Consider the following 17,931-nt stretch of genomic DNA (forward strand, 5'->3'; position numbering starts at 1 on the left):
GCCGGGCATGGCCCGGCGCTACCACGGGACGATCAGCCGCGCTGGCGCACGGCCTCGAACAGGCTGACACCCGCGGCGACCGATACGTTCAGGCTCTCGATCTCGCCCGGCATCGGGATCTTGACCAGTCCATCGCAATTCTCGCGGGTCAGGCGGCGCAGGCCGTCGGCTTCACCGCCCAGCACCAGGGCGATGTTGCCCTTCAGGTCCAGATCGTACAGCGACGCGGTCGCTTCACCGGCCAGGCCGTAGATCCACACGCCCTGCTTCTGCAGATCCTTCAGGCAGCGCGACAGGTTGGTCACGGCCACCACCGGGATACGGTCGGCGGCGCCGGCCGAGGTCTTGCGCACGGTGGCATTCACCGTCGCCGACTTGTCCTTGGGAATGATCACCGCAGTGGCACCGGCCGCCGCGGCCGAACGCAGGCAGGCGCCCAGGTTGTGCGGGTCCTGTACCTCATCCAGCACCAGCAGCAGCGCCCTGCCTTCAGCGGCAGTGACCAGGCCTTCCAGTTCATTCTCGCTGTAGGTGCGCGCAGCGGCATAGCGCGCGGCCACGCCCTGGTGGCGGACCGCACCGCCAACGCCGTCCAGCGCCTGCGCGGTGACCCGGCGGACATCGATGCCCTTGCGGCGCGCGTTCTCTTCGATTTCGGTCAGGCGCGGATTCTTCGCACCGGCCTCGACCAGCACTTCGCGGACGTTCTCGGCGTCGTTCTCGATGGAGGAGGCGACGGCGTTGACGCCGACGATCCACTGGCTGTTCTTGCTCATGCGGGCGGGACCGGAAAGGGGGTGGCTATGGTAGAGCATCGGCGACGGCCGCGCTTCGCGCTCGCCGGGCAGGGCCCGGCGCTCCCCCGCCGTTCACCCTTCGGCTGAACGGCTGCGCGGCGGCCAGTGTGGCGTGTCGTGGTCGGGATGCTGGTGGGAAACGATCGCAGCCAGGAAGTCCAGCGCCGCCACGTCCTCCTCCGTCCGCCGTGCCGGCAGGCTGCCCAGGGCGTCGACGAAGGGCAGCTTGCGCTCGACACCGTACTGGATCGTCGGCGGCAACCGTTCCGGCTGATCAAACGCCCCCGCCGCCACGGCCATGCCGTCGGGGGCTTCATAGGTCAGCGGCGTGCCGCAGTCGCCGCAGAAACCGCGCCGGACCAGATTGGAGGACTGGAAATAGCGCGGCTGGCCGCGGGTCCAGCTGAACTGCACGCCGCGCACCGAGACCAAAGGCGCGTAATACGCGCCAAAGGCCTTCTGGCACATCCGGCAGTGGCAGATCGAACTGTCGGACAGCTCACCGCGCACCTGGAAGCGGATGGCACCGCACTGGCAGCCGCCGCTGTACTCGGGTTGGCCCTGCATGCTGCTTTCCTCCGGAACGGGCTCTACGGATCAGTACTTCTCTTTCCTGCGCTTGGTCGGTTTGCCGCGTTCGGGCAGCGGCGACAGTCCTGCCTCTTCTTCCTCGCCCTTGTGTTCGACCAGCCGGAAGTCGATCTTGCGCTCTTCCATGCTGGCCTTCAGTACGAGGATGCGCACGCGGTCACCCAGCCGGTAGCTGCTGCCACGACGTTCTCCGGTCAGTGTCTTGCGGGTCGCATCGAACTTGTAATAATCCTGCGGCAGCTGGGTGACATGGACCAGGCCCTGCACCTTGGAATCGTCCAGTTCCACGAACAGACCGAAGCTGGTCACGCCACTGATCACGCCATCGAACTGACCGCCGACATGCTTCTCCATCCACGCGGCCCGGTAACGCTCGTCGACCTCGCGTTCGGCCTCGTCAGCGCGGCGCTCGCGCTCGGAGCACTGCAGCGCCAGCGCTGCCATCTCGCGTGCGGTGTAGGTGAACTTGTCCAGCGGCTTGCCCGACAACGCATGCTTGATCGCGCGATGCACCAGCAGATCGGGATAGCGGCGGATCGGCGAAGTGAAGTGCGCGTACGCCTCCAGCGCGAGCCCGAAGTGACCGTGGTTGTCCGGACTGTAGACGGCCAGGCTCTGGCTGCGCAGCAGCACCGACTCCAGCAGGGTGGCATCGGGACGGTCGCGGATCTTCTTCAACAGCTTGGTGTAGTCACCGGGGCGCACCTTCGACCACGGCGGCAGACTCAGCTTGAACTCCTTGAGGAATTCCAGCAGGTCGGCGTACTTGGTCTCCGGCGGCTTCTCGTGGACGCGGTACGGCGCCGGCACATGGTGCGACAGCAGGTACTTCGCCGCCTCCACGTTGGCGGCGATCATGCATTCCTCGATCAGCTTGTGCGCGTCGTTGCGCACCAGCATGCCGGCCTGGGTGACTTCGCCACGGTTGTCCAGCACGAAGCGCACTTCGCTGCTCTCGAACTCGATGGCCCCCCGCTTGGCACGTGCCTTGGCCAGCACCTTGTACAGCTGGTGCAGGCGCTGCACCTGGGGCAGCAGATCGCCGATGACGGCCTTTGCGCCGGCATCGTCCTCGCCCACGGCCTGCCACACCTGGGTGTAGGTCAGGCGTGCGTGCGAATTCATCACCGCTTCGTAGAAGCGCGAGTGGACGACCTGGCCATCGCGGTCGATCTGCATGTCGCAGACGAAGCACATGCGGTCGACCTTGGGCATCAGCGAGCAGATACCGTTGGACAGGGTCTCCGGCAGCATCGGTACGACGAAGCCCGGGAAGTACACCGAGGTAGCGCGCTTCTGCGCCTCCTCATCCAGCGGCGTGCCCGGACGCACATAGTTGGAGACATCGGCGATGGCCACCACCAGACGGAATCCCTCCGCGTTCGGCTCGCAATACACCGCATCGTCGAAGTCCTTGGCATCCTCGCCATCGATGGTCACCAGCGGCGTGCGACGCAGGTCGACGCGGTCGCCGATCATCGCCGGATCGACCACCAGCGGCACCGCGGCGGCCTCGTCCAGCACCTCCTGCGGAAACTCGAACGGCAGCTCGTGGCCGTGGATGGCGGTCTCCACCACCAGCGAGGCGGTCAGCTTGTCACCCAGTACCGCGATGATGCGGCCGATCGGCGGACGGCGGCTGTCCGGCGCCTGCGTCAGCTCGCAGACCACCAGCTGGCCATCACGCGCACCTCCGGTCTGATCAGGCGGCACCTGCACGTTGCGCTGCACGCGCTTGTCATCAGGCACCACGTAGTTGATGCCCATCTCGATGCTGAAGCGACCGATCAGGCGGGTCATGCCGCGCTCGAGCACGCGGGCGATGCTGCCTTCGCGGCGGCCGCGATGATCGATGCCGGTGACACGCGCCAGCACCTTGTCGCCGTGCATCACCTTGCGCATTTCATAGGGCGGCAGGAAGAGGTCGTCGCCGCCCTCGACCGGGCGCAGGAACCCGAATCCTTCCGGATTGGCGATCACCACACCGGTGACCAGGCTCAGCGCCTGCACCGGCGCGAAACCTCCACGGCGGTTCTGCACCAGCTGGCCATCGCGGACCATCGCACCCAGCCGGCGCGACAGCGCTTCGGCCCGGTCCGGCGCGGTCAGGCCCAGGCGGGCACCCAGTTCCTCGGCAGTCTGCGGCCCTTCGCAGCGCTCCAGCAGGGCCAGAATGGCCTCGCGGCTGGCGATGGGCTGTTCGTACTTCTCGGCTTCGCGGGACGCGTAGGGATCCTCGATCACCTTGCCGGCCGGCGGCAGCTTGCGGACCGGCGCCCGTCCCGGGGCGTCGCCGCCACGGCCCGGGCGACCGCGCGGCGGTGCGCCGCCCCCCCCCAGCTCCGGGAACCAGCCCGGCAGTGGCTTGCCCGGCTGGGAGGTACGGGCTGCACCCGTCTTGGCGCCCTTCTTCGGGGCCTGGCTGCGGGACTTGCTCCCGCCCTTGCTTGGTTTTTTGGTAGTCATCGCCGTCCATGGTAGCCGCTGACGGCGTGCAGAACCGGTCAGCGACCCGCTTGCAGGCGCCACGTGAAAAAACTCCGCGAAGTCGTTGACAGCCTGCGGATTCATCTTCACAATTGCGCCTCTGGAACGCCCAGGTGGCGGAATTGGTAGACGCACTAGTTTCAGGTACTAGCGGGTAAAACCGTGGAGGTTCGAGTCCTCTCCTGGGCACCAACGAAAAATCTCCTCGCCTCGGCGGGGATTTTTTTTGCCCGCGTTTCCTGCCGTCGTTCCGCAGCGTGGCCGGGCGTTCACAAGGGTGTTGACACCCCCGTCACGGCACCCCATAATCTCGCTCCTCGACGCCCAGGTGGCGGAATTGGTAGACGCACTAGTTTCAGGTACTAGCGGGTAAAACCGTGGAGGTTCGAGTCCTCTCCTGGGCACCACGTCGAGACTGAGAAAAACCCGCGAAAGCGGGTTTTTTCATGTCCGGGCGCCAGCCAACGGGATCAGAACAGCGGTCGCAGCACCAGCTCCAGGCCCAGCAGCAGCAGGAAGCCCAGGAAGCACACGCGGAACACCCGCGCACTGATCCGCTGCCGGATCACCTGCCCCAGCCACATGCCCGCCAGCGCCGGCAACACCGCCAGCGCGCTCAATCCCAGCTGCTGCACACCGAATGCGCCGTGCAGCACCAGCCCACCCGTCAACGAGAGGGTCGACACCGTGAACGCCAGGCCCAGCGCCTGCACCAGTTCTTCGCGCTGCAGCCCCAGCGACTGCAGGTACGGCACCGCCGGCATCACGAACACACCGGTCGCCCCGGTCACCACGCCGGACAACGCCCCCACCAGCGGCCCCAGCCAACGCTCACGCCGCTGCGGCACACGGAACACCGGCGCAACCAAGGCATACAGCGCATACACCACCAGCGCCACGCCCAGCGCCACCCGCGACCAGGTGCGGTCCACCCGCACCAGCAACGTCGCCGCGCCCAGGGTCACCACCACCACGGCCAGCATCATCGGCCACAGGCGTCGCATGATCGGTCCCAGTGATGGGCCGACCAGCAGTTGCCAGGCGTTGGTGACGAAGGTCGGAATGAACAGCATCGACGCCGCCGCCACCGGCGACAGCGCCCCTCCCAGCAGGCCCATCGCCACGGTCGGCAGGCCCATGCCGGTCACGCCCTTGACCACCCCCGCCAGCATGAACACGGCAACCAGCAGACCATAGAAGAATGTCGTCTCGCTCATGCCGTCATTGGAACCGGCGCGCCTTCCGCGCACAATGCGGCTTATGCGCCACACCCTTCGGCTGACCCGAAGGCAGGCGGCACGCAACGAGGGCCGTGACATGCGGATGGACATCGCCGACCTGCGCCTGTTCCTGGCCGTGGCCGACGCCGGCAGCATCACCGCAGGCGCCGCGCAGGCAAACCTGGCGCTGGGCTCTGCCAGCGAACGCCTGCGGGCGATCGAGAACGACGCGGGCACCGCGCTGCTGGTGCGTCACCCGCGCGGCGTGAGCCTGACCGAAGCCGGTGCCGCCCTCGCCCACCACGCGCGCCAGATCCTGCATCAACAGGCACAGCTGCGTGGCGAACTGCAGGCCTTCGCGAAGGGCGCGCGCGGCACCCTGCACCTGTATGCCAACACCGCCGCACTGACCAGCTACCTGCCTTCCCGGTTGGCTCCCTGGCTGGCCGAACGCCCACGCCTGCACGTCGAACTGCACGAACGCACCAGCCCTGAAGTGGTCCGCGCCCTGACCGCTGGCCAGGCCGAAGCGGGAATCATCAGTGATGCGGTCGAGGCAACCGGCCTGCAACGCCATGTCGTTGCCGAGGATCCCCTGGTGATGCTGCTGCCCGCAGGCCATCGTTTCGCGGCCCGTCGCACGCTGGCCTTCGCCGATGTGGTCAGCGAAACCTTCGTCGCGCTGGCCGATGGCAATGCGCTGCAGACCTACATCGAAACGCAGGCACGCGACATCGGCCATCGATTGGACGTGCGCATCCGCATGAAGACCTTCGAAGGCGTGTGCATCATGGTGGGTCACGGCATCGGCGTAGGTATCGTGCCGCGCACCATCGCCCGCCAGCACCGCCGCGCGACACAGGCGCTGGCAGTGCCCCTCGCGGATGCGTGGGCACAGCGCCGCCTGTGTGCCTGCTTCGCCGACTGGACACGGCTGTCGACAGCGATGCGCAGCCTGCTGCTGCACCTCGGCGTGGAAGCGGAGAAAAAAGCATGAAATGGTGTTGACACATCCGATGCCGTACCGCAGAATTCCCCTCCTGAGTCGCCCAGGTGGCGGAATTGGTAGACGCACTAGTTTCAGGTACTAGCGGGTAAAACCGTGGAGGTTCGAGTCCTCTCCTGGGCACCACGACTCATGATGATGAAACCCGCGAAAGCGGGTTTTTTCGTTTCCGGAATCCGCAGCGTCAACGCAATGGCGACGCCTTCCGCGCGTTGCGCGAACGCCGCCTGGCAGAACTCACCACAGACAAAAACCCCGCCTTGCGGCGGGGTCGACATACAGCGCCGTGTTTGCGGGCAGTTTCAGTGCCCGCCACCGGCCGCTGCACCGGCACCGGCACCGAACGGCGGCTTGGCCAGCCACAGGAAGGTGATGATGGCCAGGAAGATCCAGCCCAGCAGGAAGAAGATGTCGTTGAAGCCCATCTGCGATGCCTGGTGGTTGATCATGGTGTTGAGCACCGCTGCACCATGCTGCAGGTCACCCTGCCCCATCGCCGCAACCTGGTCCTGCATGCCCGGCTGATAGGCCGAAATGTGTTCGGTCAGATCGGCGTGGTGCACCTGCGTGCGACGTGCCCACAGCCAGGTGGTCAGCGATGCTGCAAAGCTGCCGCCCAGCGTGCGCAGGAACGTGGCCAGGCCCGAACCCGCGGCAATTTCGCGACCATCCAGATCCGACAGCAGGATCTGCAGCACCGGCATGAAGAACAGCGCCACGCCGATGCCCATGATCAGCTGCACGCCGGCCACGTGCTGGAAGTCCACCTGCAGATTGAAGCCCGAGCGCAGGAAGCTGGTCATCGACAGGAACACGAAGGCGATGGTCGCCAGCATGCGCATGTCGAAGCGCGAGGCATACTTGCCCACGAACGGCGTCATGATCACCGGCAGCACGCCGATCGGCGCCGTCGCCAGGCCTGCCCAGATCGCCGTGTACCCCATGTCGCGCTGCAGCCACTGCGGAATCAGCAGGGCCACGCTGAAGAATGCGGCATAGGCCACCACCATCGCCAGCGTGCCGGCGCGGAAGTTGCGGTGGCGGAACAGCTTCAGGTCGACGATCGGGTCCTTGTCGGTCAGTTCCCAGATCAGGAACACCGTCAGCGCCACGACCGCCACGCAGGCCAGCACCACGATCCGGGTGGAGGAGAACCAGTCCTCGTCGTTGCCCAGGTCGAGCACCAGCTGCAGTGCGCCGACGCCGATCACCAGCGTGATCAGGCCGACGTAGTCCATCTTCGGCTTCTCCACGTGTTCCGGACGGCCCTTCAGCTGGTTGCCCACCACCAGCGCGGCGAAGATGCCCAGGGGCACGTTGATCAGGAAGATCCATTCCCAGCTGTAGTTGTCCGTGATCCAGCCCCCGAGGATCGGCCCGCAGATCGGCGCGACCACGGTGATCATCGCCAGCAGCGCCAACGCCTGCCCGCGTTTCTCGCGTGGATAGATCGAGACCAGCAACGACTGCGTGATCGGATACATCGGGCCGGCCACGAAGCCCTGCAGGGCGCGCGACACCACCAGCATGCCCATGCTCTGCGCCAGGCCACACAACAGCGAGGTGATGACGAAGGCCAGCGTGGCCCAGACGAACAGCTTGCGCTCGCCGAAACGGCGGCTGAGCCAGCCGGTCAGCGGCAGTGCGATGGCCGTGCTGACCGCGAACGAAGTGATGACCCACGTCGCCTGCTGCGAACTGGCGCCGAGATTGCCGGCGATGGTCGGCAGCGAGACGTTGGCGATGGTGGTGTCGAGCACCTGCATGAAGGAGGCCATCGCCAGGCCCACGGTGCACAGGGCCACGCTCGGCGGCAGGAACCCGGCGGCCGCACCCGGCGCCGCCGGTGCGCCCGGGCTTCCGGGCGCGGCTGGAGCTTGGGCGGACATGGCGACCTCAGCCCACCTTCGACTGCTGCGGCACGTTGCCCTGGATGATCGAGTGGATCACCTCGTCGGCATCATGCAGCTGCTTGGCATAGACGTCGGTGTCGAACACCGTGCCCTTGGCCGGGGCGCTCGGCAGCACCTCGCCCTTCTGGTCGCGCAGGCTCACCTCGGCCTTCATCGACAGGCCGATACGCAACGGATGTTCGGCAAGCTGCTTGGCATCGATGGCGATGCGCACCGGAACGCGCTGCACGATCTTGATCCAGTTGCCGCTGGCGTTCTGCGCCGGCAGCAGCGAGAACGCCGAGCCGGTCCCCAGACCCAGGCTCTGCACGCGGCCCTTGTACTTCACATCGCCGGCGTACAGGTCAGACTTCAGCTCCACTTCCTGGCCCAGGCGCATGTGGCGCAGCTGGGTTTCCTTGAAGTTGGCCTCGACCCACATCTGCTCGGTCGGCACCACGGCCATCAGTGCGGCACCCGGCTGCACACGCTGGCCCACCTGCACCGAGCGACGGGCCACATAACCGGTGACCGGCGCGACGATGCCGGCGCGGGCATTGTTGAGGTAGGCCTGGCGCAGCTGCGCGGCGGCCGCCTGCACGTCGGGCTGGGTGGCGATCACCGTATCGTCGACCAGCGCACGGTTGCGCTCGACGGTCTCGCGCGAACCGGCCACCGCTGCTTCCGCCGCCGCCAGCTCATCGCGGGCATGGGCGAGTTCTTCGTTGGAGATGGCACCGGTGGCGGCCAGATCCCTGCGGCGTGCGAAGTCCTCGCGCACGCGCTTCAGGGTCACCTGACGGGCATTCAGGTCTGCCTGCGCGCCTTCCACGCTGCGATACAGGCCACGGGTCTGGCGAACGGTCTTGGCCAGGTTGGCTTCAGCCTGCTGCAGGGCCACGGATGTATCGGCCGGGTCCAGCTGCACCAGCAGCTGGCCACGCTCCACGCGCATGCCGTCATCGGCATTGATGGCGACCACGGTGCCTGCCACCAGCGGGGTGATCTGTACGAGGTTGCCCTGCACGTAGGCATCGTCGGTTTCTTCGAACCAACGGCCGAACATGAAATACCACAGCGCCAGTGCGGCAAGCAGCAGCACGACGATGACGAACAGGCCCCGCAGCAGGTTGCTGCGGCGGTTGGAGGCGGCCGGGGCCGCAGTGTCTTGGGTCTGGCTCATGGCGGGGATCTTCAGGAATGCGAGGAATCGGAATGGGAGGCAAGCGGCGCGCGATCGGCATCACTGGGCTGGAAGCCCCCGCCCAGCGCTTTGCTCAGGCGCACCGAGGTCTGCACCTGCTGCGACTGCAGGCTGGCCAGCTGCTGTTGTGACTGCAGCAGGGTGGACTGTGCGGACAGCACATCCAGGTAGCTGCCGATGCCGGCGCGGTAACGCTGCCCGGCCAGGTCGAACGCTGCACGCGCCGTGTCCACGGCCTGCTGCTGCGACTGCGCCTGCTGCGCCAGCGAGCGCACCGCATTGACCTGGTCGGCCACGTCGCGCAGTGCGTCAAGCACCGCCTGGTTGTAATTGGCCACCGCCAGGTCGTACTGCGCATCGGTGTCGGCCAGGTTGGCGCGCAGCTTGCCGCCTTCGAAGATCGGCAGGCTCAGCGCCGGGCCGATGTAGGCGAAGGTGGAACTGCTCTGCAGCAGATCGCCGACATTCGGCGCCACCACGCCGGCCAGCGCGGTCAGGTTGAGGCTCGGGTAGAACTTCGTCCTGGCGACCTTGATCTGCTTGTTGGCCGCTTCCACGCGCCAGCGTGCGGCGACGATGTCAGGACGACGGCCGAGCAGCTCGCTGGGCAGCACGCCTGGCAGCTGCAGGGCCGTCGGATTCAACGGCTGCGGACGCTCGATCGTCAGGCCACGGTCGGGGCCCTTGCCGACCAGGGCGGCCAATGCGGTGCGGGCGGCGTCGATGCGTTGCTGCGCGGCCTGCACCTGCTGTTGCGCGGCGGGCACGCGGGCTTCGGCCTGGCGCACCTGCAGATCGCTGTCGATGCCAGCGCGGCGACGCTGCCGGGTCAGTTCCAGCGACTTCTGCGACCGCGTCAGTTCTTCCTCGGCGACATCGTCGAGCTGCCACGCGTAAGCAAGGTCCGCATAGGCCTGGGCGATGCCGGTGGACAGATTCAGGCGTGCGGCCTGGGCCTCCACGGTGGCGGCATGCGCGCCATCCACGGCCGCTTCCCAGGCGGCGCGCTTGCCGCCCCACAGGTCGATGCCGTAGCTGAAGTCGAAAGCGACCTGGCTGCTGCCTGCGTAGTGGCCACCGATCTCGTCGCCGGCCATCGACTCGGGCAGGCGAAGCCCGGTATAGCCGCCGGAAACGGAGAGACTGGGCAGGCGGTCAGCGCGTGCGGTACCGACCTTGGCCTGCGCCTGGCGCAGACGTGCGTCGGCGGCGTCCAGGCTCGGATGACCGGCCAGGCCTTCGGCGATCAGCGCGTCCAGCTGCGCATCGCCCAATGCCTTCCACCAGTCCTGTGCGGGGAAGCCGGTGGCACTGAGATCGGTGTCGGCCAGGGTGCGCTCGCTGTGCAGGCTGTCCACATCGAGCAGGCGGGCCTGCGGTTCGAGGCCGCGGCTGCTGGCACAGGCGGCCAGCGCCAGCGCCAGCGCCGACAGCAGCAGCGCGCGCCCGGACCGGCGGAATGAGGAATGCGGGATCGGGTTCATGGGGTCGTCAGGGAATCGCGGATTCGGGTCAGGAGGGACAACAGCAGCGTGCGCTCGTCGGCGGACAGATCGCGCAGGGCGTAATCCATCACCGCGTCGCCGCGCAGCTTCAAGCGCGCCCACAGTGCGCGGCCTTCATCGGTCAGCACGATCTGCAGCGCACGGCGGTCCTGCGCATGTGCCTCGCGGCGAACGCAGCCCAGGGCTTCGAGCTTGTCCAGCAGGCGGGTGACGGCACTGGGTACCTGGTCGATGGCCTGGGCCAGTTCGTTGGCGGTACAGGGGGCCATGTTCGAGAGCACCTTCAACCCGATGTAGTGGGTGAAGCCGATGCCCAGGTCTTCTTCGGCCATGGACGCGTCAAGCTGGCGGACCAGGCCGTCGCGCACCTGGCGCAGCAGCAGGCCGAAGCTGGGGGGAGTGGTTGCAGGACAGATCATGGGAGTGCATTCTCTTCCAAAAAAAATATTTCTCAATGGAAATATTCGATCTGGCATCGAATGCTGTGTTGCAGCAGCGGGCTGGATCAGTGAAGGCGCCTACCTTAATGGCGCCCCAGGATGGCCCGGTAGTACCATCAGGCCAATGAATGACACATTCCAGCCATCGGACAGGATGAACAAGGGGGACATCGCCCCGGCCCGGCAGTTGCTGCGCAACGAGGCGCTGGACTGGTTCGAGCGCAACGATGGCCCGCCGGTCGTCGGCTTCCGCTTCGACAGTCCGCAGGGGCTCGCCCGTGAAGTCGACTGGCACCATCACCAGCGTGCGCAGCTGATCTGCGTCGAACGCGGCCTGCTGACCACCCGCACCTCGCATGGAACGTGGTCGCTGGCGCCCGGTTCGGCCGGCTGGATGCCGCCCTTGGAACCTCACACGGTCGCTCTGGACGGCCCGCTGCGTGGCTGGGGCATGGCGCTGGCCGCGCCCGCCTGCACTGCCCTTCCCGCCGCCCCCTGCGTGCTGGGCCTGTCCAGGCTGGCGCAGGCACTGGCGGACCGGATCTGCAGCTGGTCGCTCGACCAGGTCGCCACGCCCGAGCACCAGCACATCATCGAGGTTCTGCTGGATGAGATCCGCACCGCACCGCGCCAGCGCATGCACCTGCCGATGCCGCACGATCGGCGCCTGCTGAAGATCGCCTCGCAGCTGCTGGCCGATCCCTCCGACGAGCGCAGCCTGGCCGAATGGGCGCATTGGGCCGGGCTTTCGCCGCGCAGCCTGACCCGCCACTTCCGCGACGAGACCACGCTGAGCTTCGCGCAGTGGCGCCAGCAGGCCCGTCTGTCCGAAGCGCTGCGGCAGCTGACCGATGGCCGCAGCGTGGCCGATATCGCCCATGCGCTGGGCTTCAGCAGCGCCAGCGCCTTCGTCACCGTGTTCCGCCGCCATTTCGGCCTGCCGCCCGGGCGCTACCTGGCGCGGGCCGGGAATGGACTGGAAACCGGCCTGGACCCTGCGCGCGGCTTGGCATCCCCGGCCGCATCCGGATAATCACAGGATTGCGAGCGGCGACCGCCGTCGCCGCCTCCCGACATAGGTAACAACGCCGCATGACCGAACTTGCCCGCCCCGTGTTCCACGGATTCGAACAACTGCCGTTGCGCGAGTACGCCGAACGCGCCTACCTCGACTACTCGATGTACGTGGTCCTGGACCGCGCCCTGCCGTTCGTCGGCGACGGCCTGAAGCCGGTGCAGCGCCGCATCATCTATTCGATGAGCGAGCTGGGGCTGAATGCCGCGTCCAAGCCGAAGAAGTCCGCACGCACCGTCGGTGACGTCATCGGTAAATACCACCCGCACGGCGACAGCGCGTGCTACGAGGCGCTGGTGCTGATGGCCCAGCCGTTCTCCTACCGCTATCCGCTGATCGAGGGCCAGGGCAACTTCGGCTCCAGCGACGACCCGAAGTCGTTCGCGGCGATGCGCTACACCGAATCCAAGCTGACCCCCATCGCCGAAGTGCTGCTGGGCGAGCTGGGCCAGGGCACCACCGACTGGGCGCCCAACTTCGATGGCACGCTGCAGGAGCCGACGTGGATGCCGGCCCGCCTGCCGCACCTGCTGCTCAACGGCACCACCGGCATCGCCGTGGGCATGGCCACCGATGTGCCGCCGCACAACCTCAACGAGATCGTCAGCGCGCTGCTGCACCTGCTGGACGATCCGGATGCCACCGTGCGCGACCTGTGCGAGCACGTGAAAGGCCCGGACTATCCCTCCAGCGCCGAGATCATCACGGCCGCCAACGATCTGCGCACCCTGTACGAGACCGGCAACGGCAGCGTGCGTGCACGCGCGACGTTCAGCCGTGAAGCCGGCAACATCGTGGTCACCGCACTGCCGTTCCAGGTATCGCCCTCGAAGGTGATCGAGCAGATCGCCGCGCAGATGCGCGCCAAGAAGCTGCCGTGGCTGGAAGACATCCGCGATGAATCCGACCACGCCAATCCGGTGCGGGTGGTGCTGGTGCCGCGCTCGAACCGCGTCGATGCCGAGCAGCTGATGGGCCACCTGTTCGCCACCACCGACCTGGAGCGCAGCTACCGCGTCAACCTCAACGTGATCGGGCTGGACGGCCGTCCGCAGGTGAAGAACCTGAAGATGCTGCTCAGCGAATGGCTGACGTTCCGCAGCAACACCGTCACCCGCCGCCTGCAGCATCGCCTGCAGAAGGTCGAACGCCGCCTGCACCTGCTGGAAGGTCTGCTGGTGGCCTTCCTCAACCTGGACGAGGTGATCCATATCATCCGTACCGAGGACGAACCGAAGGCCGCACTGATCGCGCGCTTCGGCCTGTCCGAAGAACAGGCCGAGTACATCCTGGAGACCAAGCTGAAGCAGCTGGCCCGCCTGGAGGAAATGAAGATCCGCGGCGAGCAGGACGAGCTGGCCAAGGAACGCGAGAAGATCATCGGCATCCTCGACAGCAAGGCCAAGCTGAAGAAGCTGATCCGCGACGAGCTGCAGGCCGATGCGAAGAAGTTCGGCGACGAGCGCCGCTCGCCGCTGGTCCAGCGCCAGGCGGCGCAGGCCATCGACGAGACCGAACTGGTGCCGAGCGAGCCGATGACGGTGGTGCTGTCGCAGAAGGGCTGGATCCGCGCCGCCAAGGGTCATGACGTGGACGCGTCGGCCCTGTCCTATCGCGATGGCGATGCGCTGCAGGGCGCCGTGCGCGCGCGCAGCACCCAGCAGGTCGCATTCCTGGACAGCGAAGGCCGGGCCTATTCAACGGCGGTGCACACCCTGCCTTCTGCGCGGGGCAACGGCGAGCCGCTGACCGGCCGTTTCTCGCCGGCGCCCGGCACCAGCTTCGTCACCCTGGCCAGCGCCGAGCCGGACGCACGCTTCGTGCTCGCGTCCAGCCATGGCTACGGCTTCGTCACCCGCTTCGAGAACCTGATCGGCCGCAACAAGGCCGGCAAGGCGATGCTGAACCTGTCCGCCGGCTCGTCGGTGCTGCCGCCGGCGGTGGTCACCAATGTCGAGAGCGACCGCATCGTGGCGGTGACCAGCTCGGGCAACCTGCTGGCGATTCCGGCCAGCGATCTGCCCGAACTGGACAAGGGCAAGGGCAACAAGATCATCGAGATCCCCAAGGCCAAGCTGGCCACGGAACGCGTGGTCGCCATCGTGGCGATCGGGCCGGGGCAGACCCTGCAGGTGCGCGCCGGCCAGCGCACGATGGGCCTGAAGTTCAACGAGCTCGACGCCTACCTCGGCGCCCGGGCGACCCGTGGCCACCTGCTGCCGCGTGGCTGGCAGAAGGTCGAAGGCCTGTCAGTGGAATGACGCAGCGGGGGGGGGGGGGGGGGGGGGAGAAAGAAAAAAAAAGAAACCCCACCCCCCCACCCCCCCGGCCGCCGCCCGCCCCCCCGCCCCCCCCCCCCCCCCCAAAACAAACACAAAACCAACCAACCCAGGGGGGGGGGGGGGGGGGGGGTGGGGTTTTTTTTGGCCTTGGGTTTTTTTTGTGTGCGGGGGGGGGGCTTCTCCCACCCCCCCTTCCCCCCCCCCCCCCCCCCCCAGCTCTGCCCGCCGGGCATGGCCCGGCGCTACCGAAACGCAGCACCAGACACGAAAAAGCCGGGGCATTCCCCGGCTTTTTCGTTGTCGGCTGGCGGGCGGTGGAGCGGCTGGCGGGCGAAGGCTGGCGAGCGATGCTCCGGTGCTGGCGGGCGACGGTACCGGTTCAGTGCGCCGGGGCGCCGCTGCCGTCGATCTTGCTCAGCTGGTACAGCTCCAGGCCGATGCGCTTGATCAGGCCCAGCTGCTGCTCCAGCCACCAGGCGTGGTCCTCTTCGGTGTCCTTCAGCTGCGCCAGCAGGATGTCGCGGCTCACGTAGTCGCCCTTCTCTTCGCACAGCTTCATGCCGGCGGCGAGGTTGTTGCGCACGGCGTACTCGGTGTCCAGATCCTTCTGCAGCATCTCCTCCACCGTCGTACCCGGCTCGGTCAGGTGCGGGCGCATGTCAGGATCCCCGCCAAGGAACAGGATGCGGCGCAGCAGCGCGTCGGCATGCTGGGTCTCTTCCTCCATCTCGTGGTTCAGGCGCTCATACAGCGCGAACAGGCCCTGGTCCTCGTAACGGCGGGAGTGGATGAAGTACTGGTCACGCGCGGCAAGCTCGCCGCGCAGCAGTTCCTTCAGGCAGGCGATGACGTCCGGGTTGCCTTTCATGGGGGGCTCCTGTGAATCGATGCGGCATAGGGTGCCCCATTTCGGGATACGGTGATCTAATCGGAATCAGTCGCAGTTGCGCCTGCGGCTACAATCGGCCCCGGCGTTCGGAAAGGACCTGCAATGCGACGTACATGGCGTTGGCTGCTCGGCGTGCTGATCGCCACCCTGCTGGTGGTGGCCCTGGCAGCGTGGCTGCTGCTGCGCGGCAGCCTGGCCGATCTGGAAGGTGAACATGCCCTGCCCGGCCTAAGCGCAGCAGTCACTGTCGAGCGCGACGCGCTGGGCGTGGTCACCATCACCGCGGGCAGCCAGGCCGACGCCATGCGTGCGCTCGGCCGTGTCCACGCTCAGGAGCGCTACTTCGAGATGGACCTGATGCGGCGCAGCGCGGCCGGCGAACTGGCTGCGCTGTTCGGCCCGAAGGCCATCGAGGTGGACAAGCGCATGCGGGTTCATCGCCTGCGCGCGCGGACCGGAGCCCATCTGGAGGCCGCCCTGGGCAGCAACGCCGCGGCGGTGAACGCGTATGTCGATGGGGTCAACCAGGGCCTGGCCGATCTCTCCGTGCGCCCGTGGGCCTACCTGCTGCTGCGGCAGGCGCCGCAGCCGTGGACCGCCAGCGACAGCGTGCTGGCCGGGCTGGCCATGTACGCCGATCTGCAGGATCCGGGCAACCGGACTGAACTGGCGCTCAGCCGCATCCAGGCGGTGGTGCCACCGGCGCTGCATGCGCTGATCGCGCACCAGGGCAGCGAATGGGATGCGCCCCTGTTCGGCGAGCCGCGCGGCAATGCCCTGCTGCCCGATGCAGGGCAACTGGATCTGCGCACGCTGGCCGCCTCGCCCGCCTCCGTGCCGGTGGAAACCGGCGCAGTGGGCAGCAACAACTTCGCCGTGGCCGGCGCCCTCACTGCCGATGGCCGTGCGATCGTTGCCGACGACATGCACCTGGGCCTGCGTGCACCCGGCCTCTGGTTCCGCGTGCGCCTGCGCTATCCCGATCCGCAGGCGGCCGGTGGCCAGGTCGACATCAGCGGCTTCTCGCTGCCCGGTCTGCCAGCCGTCATCGTCGGCAGCAACGGGCATGTCGCCTGGGGGTTCACCAACAGCTACATCGACACCGCCGATTTCCGCAACGAACCGGCCACGGCCCCGGTGACGGTGCATGAAGAGCGCATCGCCGTGGCCGGCCAGGATGACGTGGTGTTCCCGGTGCGCGAGACCGCCTGGGGGCCGATCCTGCACACCCACGCCGATGGCAGCGGCGACGCACTGCGCTGGGTCGCACATCTGCCCGGCGCGGTGCGCCTGGATTTCGCCGACATGGCCCGCGCGGGCGACCTGGACCAGGCCCTGCGCGTGGCCGACCGCGCCGGCATTCCTGCACAGAACCTGGTGATCGGCGACCGCAGCGGGCGCATCGCCTGGCGTCTGATCGGCGCCCGTCCGGACCGTGGCCCCGGATGTGCGGCGGCCGGCTACGCGCCAGCGCGCAATGACGCCTGCGCACCCTGGTCGCTGCGCAGCGACGCTGCTCCCGCACTGATCGATCCCGCCAACCACCGTCTGTGGACCGCCAACGGCCGCGTGCTGGACGGCGCCTCACTGGCAGTGGCCGGCAATGGCGGCTACGACCTTGGCGCCCGCGCGCGGCAGATCCGCGACCTGCTGGCGGTCCAGGACCGTTTCGATGAGCACGACCTGCTGGCGATCCAGCTCGATGACCGCGCGGTAATGCTGCAACGCTGGTGGGCGCTGCTGCAGCAGATCACCGCACACAGCAGCGACCCTGCACTGCAGCGCCTGCATGCAGCCAATGCGCACTGGGAAGGACGGGCATCGGTGGACTCGGTGAGCTATCGCATCACCCGCGGCTTCCGTGGCAAGGTGCTCGATGCGGTGGAAGGTGCGCTGCTCGCGCCTGCCCGCGCACAGCTGGGCGCCGACTACCTGCCGCCGCGGCTGCCCGAGCTGGAAGGCGTGGTCTGGCCGATGCTGGAACAGCGCCCGGCACATCTGCTGCCACCCGGTATCGACAGCTGGGATGCGTTGCTGGCGAAGGCCGCACGTGAGCTGGAAGCAGATCTTGCCGGCCAGGGACCGCTGGCCCAGCGCCGCTGGGGAGAGCGCAACACCGCGTCGATCTGCCACCCGGTCAGTCGCGCCCTGCCCGCCTTCGCACGCCGCGCGTTGTGCATGCCGGCCGAGCCGTTGCCCGGCGACCGCGACATGCCACGGGTGCAGGCCCCGGATTTCGGTGCTTCGCAGCGGATGGTGGTCTCCCCCGGTCACGAAGCCGACGGCATCGTGCACATGCCCGGTGGCCAGAGTGGCCACCCGCTGTCCCCCTACTGGGGCGCGGGCCACGAAGACTGGGTGCATGGCCGCCCCTCGCCGTTCCTGCCGGGCAAGGCCCAGCACGTGATGACGCTGGTGCCGGCGAGATAGAGGGGTAGCGGGGGGGCCCGGCCCCCCCCCCCCCCCCCGGGGGCGGCCCACAAAAACCCCCCCCAGGGCCCCCCCCCACCCCCCCCGGGGGGGGGGGCGGGGGGAAAAAAGAA

General features: G+C 67.8%; 13 protein-coding genes and 3 tRNA genes. 7 read left to right on the forward strand and 9 right to left on the reverse strand.

What is annotated here, in order from left to right:
* Positions 1-32: 32 nt before the first annotated feature.
* The 3 genes from rlmB to rnr all read right to left on the reverse strand — a co-directional run bounded on the left by rlmB (position 33) and on the right by rnr (position 3,854).
* Positions 33-776, reverse strand: a complete 744-nt coding sequence (rlmB, locus tag ACVOMM_RS11810) for a 23S rRNA (guanosine(2251)-2'-O)-methyltransferase RlmB (RefSeq protein ID WP_053518184.1) — start codon at positions 774-776, stop codon at positions 33-35.
* A gap of 93 nt (positions 777-869) precedes the next feature.
* Entirely contained in the window at positions 870-1,364 is a 495-nt protein-coding gene (locus tag ACVOMM_RS11815) for a GFA family protein (RefSeq protein ID WP_481526282.1), read from the reverse strand.
* A gap of 30 nt (positions 1,365-1,394) precedes the next feature.
* Complete coding sequence (gene rnr / locus ACVOMM_RS11820) at positions 1,395-3,854, reverse strand: ribonuclease R (protein ID WP_481526283.1); 2,460 nt, start codon at positions 3,852-3,854, stop codon at positions 1,395-1,397.
* Positions 3,855-3,982: 128 nt separating this feature from the next.
* Here rnr and ACVOMM_RS11825 point away from each other — a divergent pair.
* Positions 3,983-4,067, forward strand: a tRNA-Leu gene (locus ACVOMM_RS11825).
* 130 nt (positions 4,068-4,197) lie between these two features.
* Positions 4,198-4,282, forward strand: a tRNA-Leu gene (locus ACVOMM_RS11830).
* 63 nt (positions 4,283-4,345) lie between these two features.
* Here ACVOMM_RS11830 and ACVOMM_RS11835 read toward each other — a convergent pair.
* Complete coding sequence (locus ACVOMM_RS11835) at positions 4,346-5,092, reverse strand: sulfite exporter TauE/SafE family protein (protein WP_283220137.1); 747 nt, start codon at positions 5,090-5,092, stop codon at positions 4,346-4,348.
* Between the two features lie 100 nt (positions 5,093-5,192).
* On the opposite strand from ACVOMM_RS11835, the gene ACVOMM_RS11840 reads away from it, so the two are divergent.
* Positions 5,193-6,092, forward strand: a complete 900-nt coding sequence (locus ACVOMM_RS11840) for a LysR family transcriptional regulator (protein ID WP_180875702.1) — start codon at positions 5,193-5,195, stop codon at positions 6,090-6,092.
* A gap of 50 nt (positions 6,093-6,142) precedes the next feature.
* Positions 6,143-6,227: transfer RNA gene (locus ACVOMM_RS11845), tRNA-Leu, on the forward strand.
* Between the two features lie 176 nt (positions 6,228-6,403).
* Here the strand turns inward: ACVOMM_RS11845 and emrB are convergent.
* From emrB to emrR, 4 genes are read right to left on the reverse strand one after another with little or no spacing between them, the layout of a single operon-like run.
* The gene (gene emrB, locus ACVOMM_RS11850; RefSeq protein WP_053518356.1) at positions 6,404-7,990 is read right to left on the reverse strand and encodes a multidrug efflux MFS transporter permease subunit EmrB; all 1,587 of its coding nucleotides are present in this window, start codon (positions 7,988-7,990) and stop codon (positions 6,404-6,406) included.
* Positions 7,991-7,997: 7 nt separating this feature from the next.
* The gene (gene emrA, locus ACVOMM_RS11855; RefSeq protein WP_053518354.1) at positions 7,998-9,176 is read right to left on the reverse strand and encodes a multidrug efflux MFS transporter periplasmic adaptor subunit EmrA; all 1,179 of its coding nucleotides are present in this window, start codon (positions 9,174-9,176) and stop codon (positions 7,998-8,000) included.
* 11 nt (positions 9,177-9,187) lie between these two features.
* Positions 9,188-10,681: a multidrug efflux transporter outer membrane subunit EmrC gene (emrC, locus tag ACVOMM_RS11860; protein ID WP_065174708.1), complete on the reverse strand. Its 1,494-nt coding sequence runs from the start codon at positions 10,679-10,681 to the stop codon at positions 9,188-9,190.
* On the reverse strand, positions 10,678-11,121 hold the full coding sequence (emrR, locus tag ACVOMM_RS11865) for a multidrug efflux system transcriptional regulator EmrR (RefSeq protein WP_053518351.1): 444 nt from the start codon (positions 11,119-11,121) through the stop codon (positions 10,678-10,680). Before emrR ends, emrC begins: the two co-directional genes overlap by 4 nt.
* Positions 11,122-11,266: 145 nt before the next feature.
* Between emrR and ACVOMM_RS11870 the strand changes: the two genes are divergently transcribed.
* Together ACVOMM_RS11870 and parC are read left to right on the forward strand one after the other, a co-directional pair.
* The gene (locus ACVOMM_RS11870) at positions 11,267-12,175 is read left to right on the forward strand and encodes a helix-turn-helix domain-containing protein (protein ID WP_065181185.1); all 909 of its coding nucleotides are present in this window, start codon (positions 11,267-11,269) and stop codon (positions 12,173-12,175) included.
* Positions 12,176-12,234: 59 nt separating this feature from the next.
* Positions 12,235-14,478 carry a DNA topoisomerase IV subunit A gene (gene parC, locus ACVOMM_RS11875; RefSeq protein WP_481526284.1) on the forward strand — a complete coding sequence of 748 codons (2,244 nt, stop codon included), beginning with the start codon at positions 12,235-12,237 and terminating at the stop codon, positions 14,476-14,478.
* 400 nt (positions 14,479-14,878) lie between these two features.
* Here parC and bfr read toward each other — a convergent pair whose 3' ends face one another.
* Positions 14,879-15,367, reverse strand: coding sequence for a bacterioferritin (gene bfr / locus ACVOMM_RS11880; RefSeq protein ID WP_053518345.1), 489 nt, complete (start codon positions 15,365-15,367; stop codon positions 14,879-14,881).
* Between the two features lie 123 nt (positions 15,368-15,490).
* Here bfr and ACVOMM_RS11885 point away from each other — a divergent pair, with 123 nt between their 5' ends.
* On the forward strand, positions 15,491-17,818 hold the full coding sequence (locus tag ACVOMM_RS11885; RefSeq protein ID WP_481526285.1) for a penicillin acylase family protein: 2,328 nt from the start codon (positions 15,491-15,493) through the stop codon (positions 17,816-17,818).
* Positions 17,819-17,931: the final 113 nt, after the last annotated feature.

The sequence above is a fragment of the Stenotrophomonas sp. STEN009 genome (assembly GCF_056760395.1).

Bases quoted from the DNA above. Each gene is read 5' to 3' on its own strand.
- ACVOMM_RS11885 (WP_481526285.1), top strand. From the start codon at position 15,491: ATGCGACGTACATGGCGTTGGCTGCTCGGCGTGCTGATCGCCACCCTG.
- parC (WP_481526284.1), top strand. From the start codon at position 12,235: ATGACCGAACTTGCCCGCCCCGTGTTCCACGGATTCGAACAACTGCCG.
- emrB (WP_053518356.1), bottom strand. From the start codon at position 7,990: ATGTCCGCCCAAGCTCCAGCCGCGCCCGGAAGCCCGGGCGCACCGGCG.
- ACVOMM_RS11870 (WP_065181185.1), top strand. From the start codon at position 11,267: ATGAATGACACATTCCAGCCATCGGACAGGATGAACAAGGGGGACATC.
- emrA (WP_053518354.1), bottom strand. From the start codon at position 9,176: ATGAGCCAGACCCAAGACACTGCGGCCCCGGCCGCCTCCAACCGCCGC.
- rnr (WP_481526283.1), bottom strand. From the start codon at position 3,854: ATGACTACCAAAAAACCAAGCAAGGGCGGGAGCAAGTCCCGCAGCCAG.
- rlmB (WP_053518184.1), bottom strand. From the start codon at position 776: ATGAGCAAGAACAGCCAGTGGATCGTCGGCGTCAACGCCGTCGCCTCC.
- ACVOMM_RS11815 (WP_481526282.1), bottom strand. From the start codon at position 1,364: ATGCAGGGCCAACCCGAGTACAGCGGCGGCTGCCAGTGCGGTGCCATC.
- bfr (WP_053518345.1), bottom strand. From the start codon at position 15,367: ATGAAAGGCAACCCGGACGTCATCGCCTGCCTGAAGGAACTGCTGCGC.
- emrC (WP_065174708.1), bottom strand. From the start codon at position 10,681: ATGAACCCGATCCCGCATTCCTCATTCCGCCGGTCCGGGCGCGCGCTG.
- ACVOMM_RS11840 (WP_180875702.1), top strand. From the start codon at position 5,193: ATGCGGATGGACATCGCCGACCTGCGCCTGTTCCTGGCCGTGGCCGAC.
- ACVOMM_RS11835 (WP_283220137.1), bottom strand. From the start codon at position 5,092: ATGAGCGAGACGACATTCTTCTATGGTCTGCTGGTTGCCGTGTTCATG.
- emrR (WP_053518351.1), bottom strand. From the start codon at position 11,121: ATGATCTGTCCTGCAACCACTCCCCCCAGCTTCGGCCTGCTGCTGCGC.